The organism is Marinobacter sediminum (genome assembly GCF_016820575.1).
Classification (GTDB): domain Bacteria; phylum Pseudomonadota; class Gammaproteobacteria; order Pseudomonadales; family Oleiphilaceae; genus Marinobacter; species Marinobacter sediminum.
The window spans coordinates 685,728-704,503 of sequence record NZ_JAEMQH010000001.1; the positions used below are offsets into that span (position 1 = coordinate 685,728).

Genomic DNA, 18,776 nt, shown 5'->3' on the forward strand with positions numbered 1-18,776 from the left:
ATAGTAGTGGAAGATGCGTTCGGCACGGGAGTTTTTATGGGAAGCTGGTGGGTAAAGAATCTTGGTGATGCGATGCTGGCGTTCGAACAACAGGCCAGTATTGAACGGGGTCTGACGTCAGCCTTCGCAGAAGGCGGCAGCCCGACTGACATGGCCGCATTCATTCGCCATGAATCAGAAGGTCGTTTGCACTGTGACGTTAAACTTTACTTCTCGCCCAAGGCGGATACCTTTGCACAGGAGGTGAATGCTCAACCGTGCCCTCAGCCTTCCCCAGACGGTTTGAGTTTGTTGGTTGGCTCCGAGGATTGCTGGCGGTTACTTTTCCCTGAGTTGAGTTCCTGATGCCACCCACGCCCGTCAGCACCAGTACGGGTTTTGTGATTGAGAGATAAAATGACGATCCAGACACTTCTCGGTATTGATCTTCCCATCATTCAGGCGCCAATGGCGGGGGTGCAAGGCCATGAACTCGCCGTGGCCGTGTCCAATGTTGGAGGCCTGGGTTCGTTGCCTTGTGCCATGCTCAGCCCTGACAGCTTGCGCGAAGAGCTTCTGGCCCTGACCGGTCAGACGTCACGGCCCTACAACGTCAATTTCTTCTGCCACACGCCACCAGAGCCGGACGCTGAAGTTGAGCGGTTGTGGCGGAAAACGCTCGCACCTTATTTCGACGAGTTTGATATTGATGCCAGCACCCTTTCCTCGCAAGCGGGCAGGGCGCCGTTCAGCGCCGAGATGGCCGATGTACTAGCGGAATTCGAACCGCCGGTGGTGAGTTTCCACTTTGGCCTGCCGGCGCCTGAACTGATGGATCGCATTCGCGGCTGGGGTGGAAAGATCCTGTCCACGGCCACCACGGTGGATGAGGCGCTCTGGCTGGAAGCGCAGGGTGTCGATGCGATTATCGCCCAGGGGCTCGAGGCCGGTGGCCATCGCGGATTCTTCTTGTCTAACGACCTCAATACCCAAATCGGCACCTTTGCCCTGATTCCCCAGCTGATCGATGCGGTGAACGTCCCGGTTATCGCCGCAGGCGGCATTGCCGACGCCCAAGGGATCCAGGCCGCCATGGCGCTGGGTGCCGCCGGGGCTCAGATAGGAACCGCGTTCCTGTTGTGCCCCGAAGCCCAGACCAAACCCATGCACCGTGCCGCCCTGAAATCCGAGAGCAGCCGGGTTACGGCACTGACCAATCTGTTCAGCGGTGGCGCGGCTCGGGGTATCGTTAATCGAGTGATACGAGAGTTGGGGCCGATGAATGACACAGCGCCGGCGTTCCCCCTGGCGTCTTCGGCCATCGCCCCGCTGCGGGCGAAGGCTGAAGCCGGTGGCAGCGGCGATTTCTCACCCTTGTGGTCGGGGCAGAATGCCACAGGCTGCAAAGAGGTGTCCGCGGCAATTCTGACGCGAGAGCTGGCGGGTATGAACGAGTAAGCAGAGCCGGAACATTCCATGACAGATCAGGTTCTCTATTTCTTTTCCAAGACCAGGAAACAGCGATCCAAGCTGTATATCCGCATGGGTTTGTTTTGCTGGGTGTACGTTATCGGGTTATTGCTCTATGAAGAGTTTGGGGACAAACCGGTTCCCGAGGACCTGCACTTGGCCATGGTCATCGCTTTCCCCGTTGCCAGTGCGATTCTGTTTCTGGTTGCCTGGTGGCACATCCGGAACCCCGCCACCTATCGGGCGATGATCACCCCGGAACGGTTTACCATCGAATACCCCAACTCCGAGTCCTGGTCGTTTGATGTCAATGTTGCTGACATCAAGCGCTTTGAATACCGGCAGACCCTGTCTCACGCCGGCAAGGGCATCATGGACCACGGCATTCTCCTGAAAGACGGCAGCTTTCACCACATTTCCATGAATTATGGTAACCACATCAAGGAGATGTATAAGGCGGTCAAGTCTGTAAGCCCAGAGGTAACGTTTTCAAACAGGGTTAATAAACGGGTGCAGGGGTTGGGTCTCGATCGGGATTACGAAAAGTAGGAACTGACTAAAAGGGTTGGGTGCTGAGAAGCAGACAGGGTCTGCCTAACAGTGGCCCACGAAAACGATCAGTCGAGCAAGTGCCCCACTGATCGTTTTTGCTACATTACTTCAGTGCTTTGCAGCTTTGCGACGCTTGGACAGGCCAAGTCCGAGCAGGCCGAGGCCGAGGAGAGACAGCGAGGCTGGCTCCGGAACTGAGGTGTACCGCAAACTAACTCGAACGAAATCGCGATTAGATGCCGCAAAAATGTCCACACCCGGGTCGTTTCGCACGGTAGCGGTGAACATTCCGTCCCCGATCATCGAATTGAGAAGAGTATCCGAGATGTTGAACAGCCATCTGTGTGCCACATCATTGAATGAAAAAGTTGTTTTGGAATACGTACTCAAAGTGAGGCCGGCAATTGTATTGGAAATAACGCCATTGGCAGTATTGCCCAAATCGAGCGCTCCTCCAGCTACATCAAGAGAAGCTACGGCGGATTCAGTGTTGAAGCCAGAGTAGTCACCGTTCAGGGTTATGCCCAACACGCCTCCCGTGCCTGCAGTTGGGAGTCCAGAGAAACTAAAGTTGAACAATTGGCCGCTTGTCGTAATCGACTGTGTATCGCTTACGCTGACGGGAATTGCAAACGCCGCAGGGGCAAAAGCTAGTAAGAAAGCAATAATAGGCAGTTTCATGTCGTTTTCCTTAACATAGTGAACAGGGTGTTGCACTTTTGGAAAACAGCAGAATATATGCCAAAAAGAATAAGCCAATTAATTCAATAAGTTGAGGTTTCGCTCTAGCATATACGTAAAAGAAACTGACATATTGATAACAAGTTTGAGGTTATTAATAACCCGGTTGTCCCTCGGAGTTTACAAAGCCATGCAGGATGACCGTAATGCTGATCATAATTCAAAATTCATCGCTACTTCCGGCGCTTGAATGAAGTGCCCCTGGAAATTGCGAATGCCGCGCTCCCAGAACCAGGATAACGCTTTGGCGTCTTCCACGTGGGTGGCCACGATGGGCAGGCTGGAGCCGAAGATTCCGGTCAGTTGACGCAGTAAGTCTTCCAGTTCAGGTGTCTGCTCGGTGCTGCCGCCATATTTTGCGGCCAGCTTCACAAAATCCACCGAGCCCAGCTCTTTTAGCAGATCAACCGAGGCCGAGCCGGTTTCGATGTGCTCGATGATCAGTCCGCATTCCATGTCCTGCATCACTTTCAGCACCTGTCTGGCCGTGCCAACGTCTTTCATTACGATGGGGCTTGAGAGCGCCAAGTAGACCCGGCGTTTACCTTTGATGCGAGCGTCGCGTATGCCGCTACTGATGAACGGCACCATCCTCGCTACATCCGCCATCGGTGACGACAGTTTGATGGCCACGGAATGACTGGCGGCAGCTTTGCCCCCTAGCTTGGACAGCCCCTCCACCGCGTGTTCGATCACCCAGCGATCCAGATCATGAAAGGTTCCGTGGCTGCCTTCGGCCAGTTGAGTCAGGAACTGGCCGGGCAGGTATACGGCGTCGTCTTCATCCACCAGGCGCACCAGGGCCTCGAACAGGGTGTCCCCGGAATCCATGTTAACGATAGGCTGGTAATGCAGGCGGTAAGCACGGGCTTCGAGCAATTCCCGGATCCGTTCATCCAGCTGGCTGTGATCGGACCGTTCCGGGGCCTGATGCCACACCACGGAGCCGCCATCGCCCTGCATGGCCTCAGCACAGGCTTTTTCAACTTCGAGCAGGGCTTTGTCTTCGTTCATGGCCTCATTCAGCGGCAGAACGCCCATGCTGAGCGTGACCGGCTTCGGCGGCTCGCCCAGGGTCCAGTTGGGGCTGTTCAGGCGCTGATGGAAGCTATCCAGAAAGGCATCGGCATCTTCGGTTACCGGAGCGTTCACCTGAAAGAGAAAGCTCCCGCCGCCTAGTGCGCAGCCGGAGTCATTGGCCCCCAGCTGATTGACGAAGTGGTTTTCCATCTGCGATGTCAGGGTGGCGAGGGCTCGGGCGCCGTGCTGGGCGCGTAAGTACTCTTCCCGGTCGATTCCCACTTGAACAAGGTAACGGGATTGGTTGTCGGGGGCTGCCTCCACGTAGGCGAGCAAAGTCGCCAGTTCGGTCAGGAAGTAGTCGTGGTTCTGCAGGCTCCGGCTTTCTTTGCGTTGGCTCACCAGATTGATGCGGGCAGTGAGCAGTTGAGCCTGCACCAAGTGATGGTGCAGCGCGGTCAGAAACCGCTGGTTGTCCAGCGGCTTGGTGAAGATCGGGTTGCCGGCCATGCTTTGCTGCTCCAGCTGCTCCGCCACTTGCTGAGAGGCAGACACAAACAGGATGGGGATGGTCATGTACCGGGCATCCTGACGGAGTACCTGGGCCAGCTCCAACCCTTGTATACCGGGCATTTCATGGTCGAGAACAAGAGCGTCCGGCTGGAACTGTTCGATGCGCTCGAGAATGCGAACCGGCTGGGACAGGCCCTCTACCTCATAGCCTTCGTCGGTCAGCATGGTCTTGTAGTAAGTGAGCAATTCGGTGTCGTCGTCGACCCAGAGCACGCGCGGCCTTGCGGTGAGGGTGTGCTCCAACAACTGGCCGATACGGTTTTCCAGAACCCCAAGGTCCAGAGGTTTGGTGAGATAGGTATCGGCGCCGGCGCGCAGGGCCCGCATGCGTGCGACCATGTCGCTCCTGGCCGACATCATAATCACCGGGGTGTTGGCATCTACCTGACATTTCAGCCGTTCCAGCCAGGCAATGCCTTCCAGTGCGCCCTGGGGAAAACTGATGTCGAGCAGAATCAGGTGGTGAAGGTGGTCGTCAGTACGCCGGTTGTAGGCCTCGGGGGTTTCGAAGGTCTCGGCGGTAAAGCCGCGCTGGTCCAGCCAGGTTTTCAGGAACGCGGCCTGACTGAGGTCATCTTCGATCACGGCAACGCGGTATTGGTTTTTCGCAGCCGCCGGTGCCGCCGCAGGAGTTATTTGTGACGGGGCAGTGTTAACCGCCTGATCTACGGCTCGCTCCAGTTTGCCAAGCGATGCTTCGATTTGATTGCGTTCTGCCGGAGTGGCGTCGGACTTGTTCAGCAGTTGCTTGAGCTGGCCTTCCAGTACCCGGGCGGCTTCGCTAATCTCCGGGAATTGGAAGGTGGCGCCGCTGCCCGTAAGCTTGTGGGCGCACTGCTCCATGAAGGTGAGGGCCTTGGCATCCCAGCTGACGTGCTGAAGCCGGCTCCAGGACGACTGCAGCTCATCCAGGCGGCTGGGTAAACCGAGCACGTACTGTTGCTTGAGCGCTTCGTATTTGTGTCCCAAGTCGACGCCTGCCATTACCTAACCTCGTGTGCTGCACATGGATGATGGACGTGCGTTAGGGGCGATGAATGAAAATGTGTAATCGCGCGCCACTTCGAACGTGTGATACAGGTCTCAAATTTACAGGTTTGCGGTATAGATCACGAGAGTTCAACTGAAAAAGTTTCCGATAACCGTCTTCAAAAACTCCATCAAAGACAGTGCTTTCCCCTACACTGGCGTGATGGACAGCGGCCAAGAACAGAGTATTCTTGCCAGCCAGATAGGTGTCCCCGTGTTCCCGAGTGTAGCAGTGGTATCAGGAGTAGTCGGATATGGAAGATAACAAGAAGCCCGGGCAGGCCGCCCCCGTACCGGGCGAGCGGCAGTTCGAATCCCTGCTGTGGGGATCGCGGTTGTTGGTGATGCTGGCGGTTATCCCCAGTTTGTTGGGCGCGACAGTGCTGTTTTTGATTGGCACCGCCGACATCATCAAGGTGATGGCGGATACCTTCGTCTATTATCTGGCCGGCGGCACCCAGGACATCCACGACACGGTGGTGCCCAATATCATCATGGCGGTGGATATCTACCTGATAGCGGTAGTGCTGCTGATTTTTGGCTCCGGCATCTACCGGCTGTTTGTGTCGCCTATCGATCAGGCCGAGTCCCAGGCGCCCAATCACCCGTTCAACGTGCATTCCTTTGATCAACTCAAGGATAAGATCGCCCGGGTGGTGATCCTGGCGGTGATCATTGAATTCTTTCGCGCGGTGGTCGACATCCGGTTTCAGACACCTCTGGAAGCGATATACCTGGCGGTGTCGGTACTGGCGCTGGCGGCAAGTCTCTACCTGATGAGTCATGCCCATCGGACCAATGACCACTGAATGGCTGTGACTACTGGCAATAAACCAGCACTGAGGTTGGTATGGCGTTAATCCTGTTTACAAGCGGACTGGTTTTCCTGGTTGTCGGTGCGGAACTTCTGGTGCGGGGAGCATCTCGCCTCGCCGCCGTGCTGGGCATTTCGCCCATCGTCATCGGCTTGACCGTGGTGGCCTTTGGCACCAGTGCACCGGAATTGGCGGTCAGTGTTAAATCAGCCTGGGCCGATCAGGCCGGGATTGCCGTTGGCAACGTGGTCGGTAGCAACATTTTCAACGTGCTGTTTATTCTAGGTATTACCGCCTTGATTGTTCCGCTTACCGTGTCCCAGCGACTGGTGCGTCTTGAGGTTCCGATCATGATCGCGTTGTCGATTGTGGTGCTGTTGTTCGCTTTGGATGGACGCATCAGTCAGTTCGATGGCGGGTTGCTGGTGGCCGCTCTGGTGGTCTACGTCGGTTATGCCATTTACCAGAGTCGTCGGGAAAGTGCTGAGGTGCGGGAGGAATATGCTGGCGAGTTCCCGGACAACCGTGCGTCGTCGCCGAGCTGGTTGAGCAATGCCGCGCTGGTGATTGGCGGGCTGGTCCTGTTGGTTCTGGGCGCCGGTTGGCTGGTCGATGGTGCCATCAGCTTCGCCCGTCACCTGGGCATCAGCGAACTGGTGATCGGGTTGACCGTGGTGGCGGCCGGCACCTCGTTACCGGAAGTGGTCACATCGATAATGGCGGCCATCCGCGGCGAGCGTGACATCGCCGTGGGCAATGTTGTGGGCAGCAATCTGTTCAACATCATGGGCGTGCTCGGCATTTCCGGGTTGATCGCACCCCACGGCATCGAGATTTCCGCCGCCGCGCTGCACTTCGACATGCCGGTGATGATCGCCGTGGCGTTTGCCTGTCTGCCCATTTTGTTCACCGGCGGTGTGGTCAGCCGGTGGGAAGCGGTGTTGCTGCTGGGTTACTACGTCGCCTACACGCTGTATCTGGTACTGGCGGCCAGCCAGCACGATTCTCTGGCGCCGTTCAGCAACGTTATGTTGTATTTCGTGATTCCGCTGACCGCCATCACCCTCGTTACCATCGCCGTGCGCGAGATGCATAGCAACAATCGCAAGCGGTCAGCGGGTTAGCAAGGCGGGTCAGGCCGCCTGGATCGCCACCTGGGTACCATTGAATGCGGCGTTGCCGGTCAGTGCGTCAACGCGCTGAGCATCGGTAATGTCGTTGATGCTGACCCCCGGTTGTGACTCCGCGATGGTCATTGCGGTGTCTTTGCGGTTGTGGCCCCAGCCTTGGGGAATGCTGACCACACCCTCAAACATGTCGTCGTTGATTTCTACCGGCAGTTGAATGCTGCCGGTGGCCGAGGAAACCTGGGCCAGCTGCCCGTCGTTAAGGCCGAGTCTGGCGGCATCGGCTGAATGCATCTGCACCGTGCAGGGGTTCTTGCCTTTCACTAGCCGGAGGGAATTCTGGGTCCAGGTGTTGTGGCTGCGCGGCAGGCGGCGACTGATCATGGCGAACGGGTAGTCCGGGTTGCGGGCCTGATCCAGAAGCCCGGAGGCGTCCAGCCGTTTCAGGTCGTCCAGGTACAGCTGGGGTGCGATGTGGATAAGTCCGTCCTCAGTCTGCAGCCGTTGTTGCAGGCAAGGCTGCAGGGGCCCCAAATCCACTCCATGCGGGTTGGCCTTCAGCTTGGCCAGGCTCATGCCCTGTTCGCCGTAGGCTCCGTGTTTCAGGCCGCTGTCCAGCATCATCTCTGGGGTTACGCCGTCGTCCTCGCGCCCGGTCAGGTGCAGGGCCAGATCCCTGAGAATCTCCCAATCGTGTTTCTGGTCCGGTGTTTTCTCGAACATTGGCTCAGAGAACTTGGCGGTGTTGCGCACGGCAAAGGAATTGAAGAACACATCGAAATGCGGCACTTCCAGGCCAGTGGTGGCCGGTAGGATGATGTCGGCGTGGCGGGTGGTCTCGTTCAGGTAGATGTCCACCGACACCATGAAGTCGAGGTTGTCGAGCGCCTGCTCCAGGCGCGCACCACCGGGGCTGGACAGCACTGGGTTGCCGGCGATGGTGATCATGCCCCGGATCTGGCCCTCGCCCGGGGTGAGAATCTCGTCCGCCAGGGTCGCCACTGGAAACTCGCTGTTGAAGTAGGGCAGTTTCCGCACCCGCGATTCGAACCGGCCGTAGGAGCTGGGTTTGCCTTTCTTGTCGCGCACCAGATCGAACGCCGGCTGCGGGAACATGGCGCCGCCGCGACGATCAAAATTTCCAGTCAGCAAGTTCAGCACGTTGTTCAACCACTGGCACAAGCCGCCAAACGACTGCGTCGAGGCGCCCATGCGGCTGTAGCAAACCGCACTCTTGGCCGCAGCCATATCCCGCGCCAGATTGCGGATCGTGGTAGCGTCGATGCCACAGGCGTCGGCGACTGCTTCGGGGGAATAGGGTTTTACCGCCTCGGCCAGCCGGTCCAGGCCGTCGATGATGGATTCCAGATGACCCAGATCCACCCGCTGTTCTTCAAACAGGGTGTGCACCAGGGCCAGCATCAGCAGGGCGTCGGTTTCCGGGCGGACGAACAGGTGCTGGTCGGCTTTTTTCGCGGTTTCGGTCCGGCGCGGATCGACCACCACCACGTTGCCGCCTCGGTCCTGGATGGCTTTCAGGCGCTTGCCTACGCCCGGTGCTGTCATCAAGCTGCCGTTGGAGACAATCGGGTTGGCACCGATGATCAGCATAAAGTCGGTGTGGTCGATGTCTGGAATCGGGATCAGCATGCCGGCGCCGAGCATATAGTTGGAGGCTACGTGATGCGGCAGCTGGTCGGCGGAAGCGGAGCTGTACCGGTTGTTGCTACCCAGCGCCTTGAAAAAGCGCGGCAGCATGATGGCGTTGCCAAAGTTGTGGGCGTTGGGGTTACCCAGATAGACCCCTACCGCGTCCTGGCCGTGCTCGGCCTGGAGGCCGCGGAAGCGGGTGGCAATCTCGTCGTAGGCCTGCTCCCAGCTGAGTTCCTGCCAACCATCGGTGGTGCGTTTAAGCGGCGTTTTCAGGCGGTCCTTATCGTTGTAAAAATCCTGCAGGGCAACGGCCTTGGGGCAGATATGGCCCTGGCTGAACGGGTCCTCCTTATCGCCCTTGATCGACAGGATGTTCCCGTCCTGATGCTTTATTTCGAGGCCGCACATGGCTTCGCAAATGTTGCAGGTTCGATAATGGGTCTTGAGGTCGCTCATAAATCAGGGCTCGGTCGTGATGTTGTTATTGGGTAACCCGAGTGTGGCACAAGCCCTGATAAAAGCAGACGGCCATAAATGACATAAACTTGGTCATTTCCGACAAGCGGGTAGATTATTTGTTGACGGTTTCTGCCTGAAAAACGCCCTGTATAGCCTCAGGGTCTTCCATCGCGGCGGTCTCTGTCAGTTCGAGGGTCAGGCGCTGGGTATGCATCCGGTACTGACTCAGCACCGATTCGATGTGGCCTTTCAGGCTGCGCGATGACAGATCCCGCGCTCAATGGCCCAGCGGGTGTCGACGATTTTCGTTCAGCTGCGCGTCAGAGTTCAATAATCAGTCCCTCATCGGCGGGAACCCGCCCTTCACAGACCTCCGGATACACCCTGGCGAGGTCGTGCAGCCCCGACACCTTCCTGAGCGTCAGCCATTGCCGGCTCTTTATTGCCGTGTTCTGGATAAAGGCCGAGGTCTTGCGAGCGAATTCGTCCGGGCCCCAGTCTTTCATTCGCTTCTGGATGTGGCTTGGGGCAAAAAAGAACTCACTGCGGTCCCGGTTTACGCCTGCGCCTGGTTGGATTTCGCTCCAGTGGGTAAGGCCGACGTTGATGCAGTGCATCATGTTATCGCCCAGGTGATGGTGAAGTTGGCCCAGGATCTCGCCGCTGCCGGACATATCAACCACCACCGTGGGTTTAGTGGCGTCGATGTCCACGAGCTCCGGGTAACTGAGGCACTGGTCGTATAGCCCCAGATCGCGCACCAGATTCAGGTTGCGCTCGGAGGTGAGGGCAAGGACCGGCGGTGCCGAATCGTCACCCTGCAGAGCGTAGGCTAGCCCGATGCTGGTCTTGCTGGAGGCGCTGAGCACCACCACCTGGCTGGCGCCATACCAGTCATGGTCTTGCAGCTGGTCCCATAGACAGTACGAGGTGATGTACAGCGGCCACAGCAGCATGCGTTCGTCATCGGTGGCGCGATCATAGCCCGGTTCCGCGCCCACTCGGGTGTAGCTGTTGTAGGCGATGGGTAGCTTGGCGCGGTGATCGGCACCGTCCAGCAGGCGTTGATCGCTGATACTCGTCGGTGTGATGGTCAGGTAGCTGGCGGTTGGGAAGTAGCCAAACAGCCGGTCACCGACCGGCACCTCCTCGACGTTCGAGGCGACCACCTCGGCAAAGCCCCACACCGGGATAACGCCCCACTCGTCGTTGGGGTCTTCGATGGCCGGGAAGAACTGCCAGTACCCAAGCTGGTCCCCGGCCGCAGCGTAAGTGATGTTGTTGGCGGTGAAAGAGAACCGTTCGATTCTGACCACGATCTCGCCTTCACCGGGGCTTGGCATGTCGTCGGTCGCCTGGCTGGTGATCAGCCGGTGTTTGGAAAAGTGGTTCCTCAATACCTGGAACTCGGCCATCTCGACTCTCCTGGCTGCGGTTTTGTCTTTAGCTCGCACCGAATCTTGGCAATGGCGAAACGGTCTAATTCGCCGCGTTTACTTCCAGTCGTCGTCGGCTTTTTCCTGAGCTTCGAGTTCGGCTTTGCGCTTGCGGATCTTGGCCATTTTTTCGTCGGAGATTTTCATGCTGTGGGCCGAATCGCGCAGGATCATGAGGCCGCCGACAATCAGGGCGAGGGCAGCGATAACAAATACCCATCCAATGACTGGCATATGCGGGGCTCTCCTTGGAGCTTGTCCGTGGGGTGAGACTTTATAGTGAACCAGAGGCCAAGGTTGGGCAACCGGTACTGCAGGCGGGGCTTAGCAAAGAAAAACCGCAGACCTTGGGCCTGCGGTTTTGGGAGGGCTACGACTCAGTAGTTCTTGATTTCGAACTGGTCATCAATCGGGTCCGCGGTATAACGTCCTTCCACCTGGTCCCAGTGATGTTCATCGCCCATCATGGCCTGAATCCGGCTATCGGGTGTGCTGGCACTGGCGGCGTCCTGCCCGGTCGGGGTTCGTTTGCCGCGCCAGTTGATGGTGACTTCTTCCGGCGCCGCGGAGGCCATGGAGCGGAAGTACCAGGGCACCACGTGATTGTGCTTGTTCACGTAGTCGCCGGAAGCCAGGTACCAGAACCGGTTGTGGATAAACGTGACAATGCCTTCCAGCGGCGTGTTCTTGTCGCCGATCCAGACATCCTGAATACCCGAGGACTTGTACCAGGTGACCGGTGTGTTGTGGCGCTGGATCAACTCCTCGATAGACCAGCGGGTGCGCTCACCGACCCAGTCATTGGCGCCGTCGTTGTTGGCATCACCCAGATAGCCCTTGCCGTCCTGTGACCAGAATGGGTCCAGCAGCTCAAGGCGATCCACCATCACGTTGGTGCCCACGTCACCAGCGTAGATGGCGTCACTGATTTTGCTGGCGACGATGGTGGCTAACTGGTTACCCAGTGAGTGGCCAGACAAACGCACGTTGGAGGAGGTATTGCCGGCCAATGCAGCGGTCACCTGTTCGAAGGCGATTTGACCCACCGATTTTGCAGGTGCGTGCTGGGTGCTGTAGGAGCCATCACTGAGGCGATAGCGCATGCCCCGGGGACCATTGGCACTCCACATTTTGGCCTCGGCATCTTTCACTTCCGATTCGTCGGCGAACTGGTCCCAGTAAAAGTAAGCGATGTTCCAGCCCTTGTTTTTCCAGCCGGTGGAGGTGATGACGTCTTCATTACCCCAGACGAAACGGAAATCTTCCCGGTCGTATCCGCCATTGCGGGTTGCTGAGCCGGGTTGCCAGCCGTGGAAGTGGATAATGGTGGGTTTGGAGGGGTCGTAAAAGGCCAGGGGCACGGTGTTTACGGTGCCGTCCTGCTCCACGGCTTTCACCGAGTTGTTATTGCCATCGAACCAGTACAGGCCGTAATCGAGGGTGTCGGAAGCGCCGTGGACTGAGACGGAAAATAGCAGAAAAAGCGCGATCATCGCGCATCGGATAGGTCTTATCATTGTTTTGGTATCCATTTCTTTTGTATTGATCGGGCTAAACCTTTTGGACGCTAGCAAAAGGTTGTCGCGAAAACTGTGAACTAATGTCAAGTTCTCAGCTCAAGGCCGGGTTTGAAAAATGGAAATGCTACAATAATGCTAACTATTTCCCGTCTACTCGCTGAGTCGAGAGTCTTGTCCCCAAGGCTCATTAATGGAACAGACAGCCTATGCCGAACTTCTCGGTGCATCGCGTAAAACCATCGTTGAGCGATCTTGTTCGGCTTCGGTTATTTATCCTGACGGGTGGCGTGCTGATCGCGCTGTTCATGATAGGTGACTTGGAGCTGCTACCGGCGGAGCTGGAGCGCAGTTATCTCGGCAATCGGCTGTTTGTGCAACTCCCGATCATCTTTGCTCTGCTGGCGTTCAGTTTTCATCCCCGGTTCCTGCGATTCAAACAGCCGGCGTTCTTGATGGTCACCGTGGCCGTGACCTACGCCAACTACTACCTTATTTACCGTTGCTGGCAACTGTCGGGCTTCAGCTTCCCCTACGAAGGCACCTTGCTGTATGCCTTCTTCGGTTTCTTCGTGCTGGGCATGAGTTTTCGCTATGCGCTGGCGCTTATGTTGCTGAGTTCGATGGGCTTTGTGGCCCTGATGCTGGTCCATCCGGTGTATGACGATCGAACGATGGTTAACGCCGGTTTTGTGCTGGCGTCCCTGTTCATTGGGGTTATCGGACGGTATCGGCTGGATCAATTCCTGGGGCAGCTTCAGGATGCGAACCGCAAGCTGGTGCGTCTGAGCACCACCGACGACCTCACGGGGCTGTTCAATCGGCGGGCGCTGATGACGGAATCTGAAAAACTGTTTTCCCTGCTGCAACGGTCCGGGCAGACAGTGACAGTGTTCATGATGGATCTCGACTTTTTCAAGCAGTTCAATGACCACTATGGCCACCAGGAAGGGGATAAGGCCATACGGAGCCAGGCCGACATCATGCGGCAAGTGTTCCGGCGTCAGACCGACGTGCTTGGTCGTTACGGCGGTGAGGAGTTTCTGGTGGTTACATCGGGGCTAAGCGCCGCGGAGTGCCAGGTCAAGGCCAAAGAGGTGCTGCTTGGCTGGCAGCAGCGTGCCTTGCCCAATGCAGGTAGCCCCGATCATGGGCGCTTGAGCTGTTCGATTGGTATTTGCCACGGCTCCGCGGCGAATCTTTCATCGTTGAACGAGGCCATTCAGTTGGCAGACGAGGCTCTTTACCAAGCCAAGAACAATGGCCGGGCCACCTTCGCGGTGGCTGCGTCCCGCGTCTCGGCTGCGGGTGCACCAATCGGGACCGTGGAGCATCGGTTATGAGCCCGGAAGAATGGCAGACCGTGCTTGATACTATCCCGGATGTGCGGGACGGCCTGACCCGCACCGAGCGGCTGATTCTCTACGTTATCCACGAAACCCAGCGTGAACTGAATGGACGCAACGTACCGACCGCTATGCTCTACGGTCGAGTGCTTGAGTACGTCGACCTGAGCGTGGCAGAGTTGCACGTCTATCTCGACCGGCTGGGTGTCAAAGGCGACGGCTACTCCAACCCCGTGAATCGCCGATAAAAGCAGCAACAGTGGCCTGACCGGACTATGCTCAGAGGAGTTGGCAACGACCCGGAGCGAGAGGCCTGTCATGCGTATCGAGAGCATCGCGGTATACACCGCCGATCTACCCTATGCCGGTAAGGCTTACGCATTTGCCGGGGGGCGGTCCCACCAGACTTTTCTGAGCACCGTTGTCGTGCTGACGACCGACACCGGGTTGATGGGCTACGGCGAAGTCTGCCCCTGTGGCCCGAACTATATGCCGGCCTTCGCCGAGGGCCTGCCTTCGTGCCTGTCGGTGCTTGCCTCCGCTGTCCTGGGTGAGGACCCGTGCCACATCACCCGCATCCACGAACTGATGGAGCAGGCGCTCAACGGCCAGGCCGTCGCCAAGGCCGCCATCGATATTGCCTGTTGGGATTTGCTGGGCAAGTCAGCCGGCATGCCGGTTTACGTCCTGCTCGGCGGACTGCTGAACCCATCCATGCCGTTGCATAGAATTGTACCGCTGGCGGAACCCGCGGAGATGGAGGAGTCACTGGGCCGTTATCGCGCCGAGGGGTTTCGTCATATCCAGATAAAGTTGGGTCACAGTGTCGAGGAAGACATTGAGCTGATGCTGACCCTGGGCCGAAAGAAACAGCCAGACGAAATCTGGGTTGGCGACATCAATTGCGGCTGGCGTCGGGACCAGGCCCTGAGGTTCTCCCGGGCGGTGGAAGGATTGGATCTGTACCTGGAACAACCGTGCCGCAGTTACGAGGAATGCTTGTCGATCCGGCGCCGGGCTCGGCATCCGCTTAAACTGGATGAAAGTCTCAATTCCCTGGCCGACGTTCGGCGCGCCATTCAGGACGACGCAATGGATGCCATGGCGCTAAAGGTCAGCAAGTTCGGTGGCCTGACCCCATCCCGGGTGATTCGTGACCTCTGTGTCGACGCCGGTATTGCCCTGACCATTGAGGATGCCTGGGGCAGTGGTATTGCCACCGCGGCCTTCGCCCATTTGGCCGCCAGTACACCGGCCCGGACTTTGCTGAACACCACCGATCTGCACAACTACAACACGGTTCAGCTGGCGGACGGGGCACCAGAGGTGTCCTCCGGCCGGATGACCCTGAGTGATCGGCCGGGGTTGGGAGTTACCCCGGACTTCAAGGCACTCACGCTGCATGACGTGTACGAGTAATCTGGCCGTTCTTTGCAAGCGTCTACCGCCAACTATACTTCTGGAACATGCTGCCTGCGCAGCGTATTCAGGGAGGACGGTCCAATGCACCAGATTCTGATCGGTAAGGGCGAACAGCCGGTGCATCTGCAAGGCCGGTATGGCAATCGTCACGGTTTGATAGCTGGCGCCACGGGGACGGGCAAAACCATCACCATGATGGTTTTGGCGGAGGGCTTCTCCCGCATGGGGGTGCCGGTATTTATCGCGGATGTGAAGGGTGATGTAGCGGGCCTCTCGCAGGCCGGGGAGCCCGGCGAAAAGCTCAAAACCCGTGCCGCTGAAATTGGCGTGGAGGGCTATGCGGGCGAAGCGAGCCCCGTCGTGTTCTGGGATTTGTACGGCAAGCTCGGGCACCCGGTTCGGACAACCATCAGTGAAATGGGGCCGAATCTGCTCGCGCGGGTGCTGGAGCTGAACGATACCCAAACGGGGGTGCTTGAGGTGGCATTCCGGGTGGCCGATGATCAGGGCCTTCTGCTGCTGGATCTGGAAGACCTCAGGGCCTTGCTGGGCCTGGTCACGGAGACTCGTAAAGAAATATCAAAAGTGTATGGCCTGGTAAGCCCGCAATCGGTTTCGGCGATCCAGCGAAGCCTGCTGGCACTGGAACGTGACGGCGGCGATTTGATGTTCGGCGAGCCGGCGTTGGATTTGAACGATTTTATGGGCGTTACGTTGAGTGGCCGGGGCGTGGTCAATATTTTTGGCGCTGACCAACTGGTGCTCAAGCCCCGCCTCTACTCCAGTTTTCTGCTCTGGCTGCTCTCCGAGTTGTTCGAAAATTTGCCCGAGGTCGGAGATCCCGAAAAGCCTCGTCTGGTGTTTTTCTTCGACGAAGCGCACCTGTTATTCGAGGATGCCCCTCGGGTTCTACAGAAACGGGTGGAACAAGTCGTGCGTCTTATTCGTTCAAAAGGGGTTGGTATCTATTTCTGTTCCCAGTTTCCGGACGATCTACCGGGCGAAGTGTTGGGTCAGCTGGGCAACCGGGTCCAGCATGCCCTCAGAGCATTCACCCCCCGTGATCAGAAAGCGGTGAAGACCGCCGCAGAAACCTTCGTGGCAAATCCCGGATTGGATGTTACTCGGGTGATCTCCGAGCTGGGGGTTGGGGAGGCACTGGTCTCCACCCTGCAGGATAAAGGCGTGCCCATGCCGGTGGAACGCACCCGCATTGCGCCACCGCGCTGTCGCATGGGGCCAATCACCGACGAGGAACGAGCTCTGGTGCGCAGTCGGAGTCCGGTGGGTGGGCGGTACGACACGGCGATCAATCGGGAGTCGGCCCACGAAATCCTGACCCGGCGTGCCGAGCAGGCGGTCAAGGCGGCGGAGGCTGAGGGCATTCCGGTCAAACCATCGGCGCCGGCTAGCAACCCGTTGAGCGAGGTACTCTGGGGCAAAGGCCGGCGACAGGGCGTGGTTGAGGCCATGGCGAAATCGGCAGCACGCTCGGTGGGCAGCCAGCTGGGGCGACAGATTCTGCGGGGCTTATTGGGAGGTATACTGGGCGGCTCCCGTCGCCGGTAAGCATCTCATCACTCCGGTTTGAGTCGACGGACATCCTCGATTACATCGCCAATTTGCACACAGTCCGCTTCGTGTCCCGGATCTACCCAAGGTTCCTCCAGCGCTTGGCTTGCCCAGGCCTGCATGCCCGATTGCGCCAGCATGTGCTGGATGTACTCCGCCATGGCTGGGCTGCGGTCCAGGCCATAGGTTTCAAAGCGGAACACCACCGGGGCGAAGAGGGCGTCTGCGGCGGTGAAACGGTCTCCGGCCAGAAACGGTCCGCCAAACCGGCTCAGGCCTTCCAGCCAGATGGCGGCAATGCGTTCGACATCTCGGGCCAGTTCTGCCGGCACGCTGTTCAGGCGTACTTTGACGCCGATATTCATGGAGCAAAGCTCCCGCAGGGCCGGAAAGCCGGAGTGCATTTCGGCACAGACACTGCGGGCCCAGGCCCGGGCGACTGGATCGGCGGGCCAGACTTCCGGGTGGCGCTCCGCCAGATGGTCAATAATGGCAAGGGAATCCCAGACGTGCAGGCTTCCATCCTGTAGCGCTGGCACCTTGCCGCTGCCACCCTCGGCTCGGAAGGCATTCCATGCCGCCGAGTCGCCGAACGGAATCAGCTTTTCCTCGAACGGCAGTCCCAACTCGGTCATCAACAACCAGGCCCGCAGGGACCATGAGGAATAGTTTTTGTTGGCGATGTAGAGGGTGGTCATAAACGGTCTCCGTAGTCAGTGTTTCCAGAAAGGTTTGTAGGCTTCCTCACCGAGAGTGCCTGCCGGCACGCCGATGTCCTTTTCGATCAGTGCAACGTCCATTTCCATCAGTTGCCGGCGCAGTGCCGCCCGTTGGCGAGCCCGCTTCCACCATTGACGCATTATAGCGACTAAGGCCCTCTGCATTTTCATCTGCCGTTCGATCTGCCGGTTCTGGCGCGCTCGCAAAGCATCGCAGGCGGCGTTCAATTGGCTGTCGGTAAGGCTGGTATTGAAGCTGCTGTGAGTGTTCATCTCATGCTTCCTCTCTTTGAATGCGTTGCGTTATGCTGAACGCCTACCCTATGGAAAACACTCTAGGTGGTATTGATTTATGGGGTCTATCAGTATTCTTTTGACGGAGCGTTCGTAAAATATGAATGCCATGAACCTGAAGCTGGATCGCCTGAAATCCTTTGTTCTGGTGGCGGAAGAGAGCAACCTCACCCGAGCGGCCCAGCGTCGCCACAGCACGCCCTCGGCCGTCAGTGAGCATCTGAAGCAGCTTGAATCGGCGCTCAGTGTTCGGCTGTTCGATCGCAACAGCCAGGGCATGGTGCTGACCCGAGAAGGTGAACTGCTATTGGGCCCGGCCCGCAAGGCCCTCGGTGGCGTTGAGGAAATGGCGGACCTGGCCCGTCAGCTTGGCCAGCACCAGTCAGTGTCCATTACTGTGGGCATCAATGCGCCGCCTGAGCATTTGCGGGTTGATCGTCTGATTCAGCTTTGTGCCCGGATGTTGCCGTCGGTGTCACTGGAGCTGCGCACCATTTCTTCCAGTGTCATTGTCGATAAGGTGGCCAGCGGCGAGCTCAACTGCGGCTTTGTATACGGCGAATGGCGCAGCCATCAGCTGGATTTCCAGTACCTGATGGACGTGCCGGTGTCGGTAGTCGGGCCGGCAGACACGCTGCTGCAGGCATTGCCAAGCGATCCGGATGAGGTCATGGCGTTACCCTGGATATGGCCCACCAGCGGCTGCCCGTTTTACGGCATGCTGCAGCAGCTGATGGGGCCGGAGTGGCAGCGTTCGAGGCGCGTTGCCACGTCCGAGGACGAGTACACCGCACTGGCCATGGTGTCGGCTGGACTGGGGTATGGTCTGGTGGAGCACTCGCTGGCCACCGAATGGGCCAGTCGTAACAAGGTGGTTGAATTCAAGGAGCCGGCTCTCAGTACCAGCTTGAGCTTTTGCAGCCATCGCCATCCCGAACGCAATGGCTCCATGGTGCGGGAGTTGGTGGCACTGGTGGTTGACCAGCTGTTCGCCGATGAGCTGGGCAGCTAGCGCTGGCCGTAGGCGACCAGCACTCGCTGCCCAGGATCCC

General features: G+C 58.2%; 17 protein-coding genes and 3 pseudogenes. 10 read left to right on the forward strand and 10 right to left on the reverse strand.

The features are described from left to right. Nucleotides 1-6: 6 nt before the first annotated feature. The 3 genes from FGO67_RS03030 to FGO67_RS03040 are packed head-to-tail and all read left to right on the forward strand — an operon-like array spanning nucleotide 7 to nucleotide 1,998. Nucleotides 7-345, forward strand: coding sequence for a hypothetical protein (locus FGO67_RS03030; protein ID WP_203299237.1), 339 nt, complete (start codon nucleotides 7-9; stop codon nucleotides 343-345). Between the two features lie 51 nt (nucleotides 346-396). Continuing rightward, entirely contained in the window at nucleotides 397-1,437 is a 1,041-nt protein-coding gene (locus FGO67_RS03035) for an NAD(P)H-dependent flavin oxidoreductase (RefSeq protein ID WP_203299238.1), read from the forward strand. 18 nt (nucleotides 1,438-1,455) lie between these two features. Beyond that, nucleotides 1,456-1,998: a hypothetical protein gene (locus FGO67_RS03040; RefSeq protein ID WP_203299239.1), complete on the forward strand. Its 543-nt coding sequence runs from the start codon at nucleotides 1,456-1,458 to the stop codon at nucleotides 1,996-1,998. A 111-nt stretch (nucleotides 1,999-2,109) separates the two neighbouring features. Here FGO67_RS03040 and FGO67_RS17325 read toward each other — a convergent pair. The 4 genes and pseudogenes from FGO67_RS17325 to FGO67_RS17340 all read right to left on the reverse strand — a co-directional run. Beyond that, nucleotides 2,110-2,208 (reverse strand): annotated as a pseudogene (locus tag FGO67_RS17325) (PEP-CTERM sorting domain-containing protein); the annotation flags it as partial. Nucleotides 2,209-2,895: 687 nt separating this feature from the next. Then, nucleotides 2,896-3,972 carry an EAL domain-containing protein gene (locus FGO67_RS17330; protein WP_420844495.1) on the reverse strand — a complete coding sequence of 359 codons (1,077 nt, stop codon included), beginning with the start codon at nucleotides 3,970-3,972 and terminating at the stop codon, nucleotides 2,896-2,898. A gap of 252 nt (nucleotides 3,973-4,224) precedes the next feature. Next, nucleotides 4,225-4,920 (reverse strand): annotated as a pseudogene (locus FGO67_RS17335) (response regulator); the annotation flags it as partial. A 102-nt stretch (nucleotides 4,921-5,022) separates the two neighbouring features. Beyond that, nucleotides 5,023-5,319, reverse strand: a pseudogene (locus FGO67_RS17340) (Hpt domain-containing protein); the annotation flags it as partial. 299 nt (nucleotides 5,320-5,618) lie between these two features. Here FGO67_RS17340 and FGO67_RS03055 point away from each other — a divergent pair. Beyond that, nucleotides 5,619-6,173 carry a YqhA family protein gene (locus FGO67_RS03055; protein ID WP_203299242.1) on the forward strand — a complete coding sequence of 185 codons (555 nt, stop codon included), beginning with the start codon at nucleotides 5,619-5,621 and terminating at the stop codon, nucleotides 6,171-6,173. Nucleotides 6,174-6,214: 41 nt separating this feature from the next. Further along, a complete protein-coding gene (locus tag FGO67_RS03060) occupies nucleotides 6,215-7,303 on the forward strand; it encodes a calcium/sodium antiporter (protein WP_203299243.1) in 1,089 nt (362 codons plus the stop codon). Nucleotides 7,304-7,312: 9 nt separating this feature from the next. On the opposite strand, the gene FGO67_RS03065 is transcribed toward FGO67_RS03060, so the two are convergent. The 4 genes from FGO67_RS03065 to FGO67_RS03080 all read right to left on the reverse strand — a co-directional run bounded on the left by FGO67_RS03065 (nucleotide 7,313) and on the right by FGO67_RS03080 (nucleotide 12,347). Beyond that, nucleotides 7,313-9,415 carry a molybdopterin-dependent oxidoreductase gene (locus FGO67_RS03065; protein ID WP_203299244.1) on the reverse strand — a complete coding sequence of 701 codons (2,103 nt, stop codon included), beginning with the start codon at nucleotides 9,413-9,415 and terminating at the stop codon, nucleotides 7,313-7,315. A 323-nt stretch (nucleotides 9,416-9,738) separates the two neighbouring features. Beyond that, nucleotides 9,739-10,833: a DUF2855 family protein gene (locus tag FGO67_RS03070; protein ID WP_203299245.1), complete on the reverse strand. Its 1,095-nt coding sequence runs from the start codon at nucleotides 10,831-10,833 to the stop codon at nucleotides 9,739-9,741. A gap of 78 nt (nucleotides 10,834-10,911) precedes the next feature. Beyond that, a complete protein-coding gene (locus FGO67_RS03075; protein ID WP_203299246.1) occupies nucleotides 10,912-11,088 on the reverse strand; it encodes a DUF2897 family protein in 177 nt (58 codons plus the stop codon). Nucleotides 11,089-11,231: 143 nt separating this feature from the next. After that, entirely contained in the window at nucleotides 11,232-12,347 is a 1,116-nt protein-coding gene (locus FGO67_RS03080; protein ID WP_203299247.1) for a hypothetical protein, read from the reverse strand. A gap of 233 nt (nucleotides 12,348-12,580) precedes the next feature. Here FGO67_RS03080 and FGO67_RS03085 point away from each other — a divergent pair, with 233 nt between their 5' ends. From FGO67_RS03085 to FGO67_RS03100, 4 genes are all read left to right on the forward strand, one after another. Further along, nucleotides 12,581-13,714, forward strand: coding sequence for a GGDEF domain-containing protein (locus tag FGO67_RS03085; protein WP_203299248.1), 1,134 nt, complete (start codon nucleotides 12,581-12,583; stop codon nucleotides 13,712-13,714). After that, complete coding sequence (locus tag FGO67_RS03090; RefSeq protein ID WP_203299249.1) at nucleotides 13,711-13,965, forward strand: hypothetical protein; 255 nt, start codon at nucleotides 13,711-13,713, stop codon at nucleotides 13,963-13,965. Before FGO67_RS03085 ends, FGO67_RS03090 begins: the two co-directional genes overlap by 4 nt. 70 nt (nucleotides 13,966-14,035) lie before the next feature. After that, entirely contained in the window at nucleotides 14,036-15,136 is a 1,101-nt protein-coding gene (locus FGO67_RS03095; protein ID WP_203299250.1) for a mandelate racemase/muconate lactonizing enzyme family protein, read from the forward strand. An 84-nt stretch (nucleotides 15,137-15,220) separates the two neighbouring features. After that, complete coding sequence (locus tag FGO67_RS03100; protein ID WP_203299251.1) at nucleotides 15,221-16,708, forward strand: helicase HerA-like domain-containing protein; 1,488 nt, start codon at nucleotides 15,221-15,223, stop codon at nucleotides 16,706-16,708. 8 nt (nucleotides 16,709-16,716) lie between these two features. Here the strand turns inward: FGO67_RS03100 and FGO67_RS03105 are convergent, their stop codons facing one another. Beyond that, nucleotides 16,717-17,409, reverse strand: a complete 693-nt coding sequence (locus tag FGO67_RS03105; RefSeq protein ID WP_203299252.1) for a glutathione S-transferase family protein — start codon at nucleotides 17,407-17,409, stop codon at nucleotides 16,717-16,719. 15 nt (nucleotides 17,410-17,424) lie between these two features. Then, complete coding sequence (locus FGO67_RS03110; RefSeq protein ID WP_203299253.1) at nucleotides 17,425-17,703, reverse strand: hypothetical protein; 279 nt, start codon at nucleotides 17,701-17,703, stop codon at nucleotides 17,425-17,427. A gap of 121 nt (nucleotides 17,704-17,824) precedes the next feature. Between FGO67_RS03110 and FGO67_RS03115 the strand changes: the two genes are divergently transcribed. Further along, the gene (locus FGO67_RS03115; protein WP_203299254.1) at nucleotides 17,825-18,736 is read left to right on the forward strand and encodes a LysR family transcriptional regulator; all 912 of its coding nucleotides are present in this window, start codon (nucleotides 17,825-17,827) and stop codon (nucleotides 18,734-18,736) included. Nucleotides 18,737-18,776 lie beyond the last annotated feature (40 nt).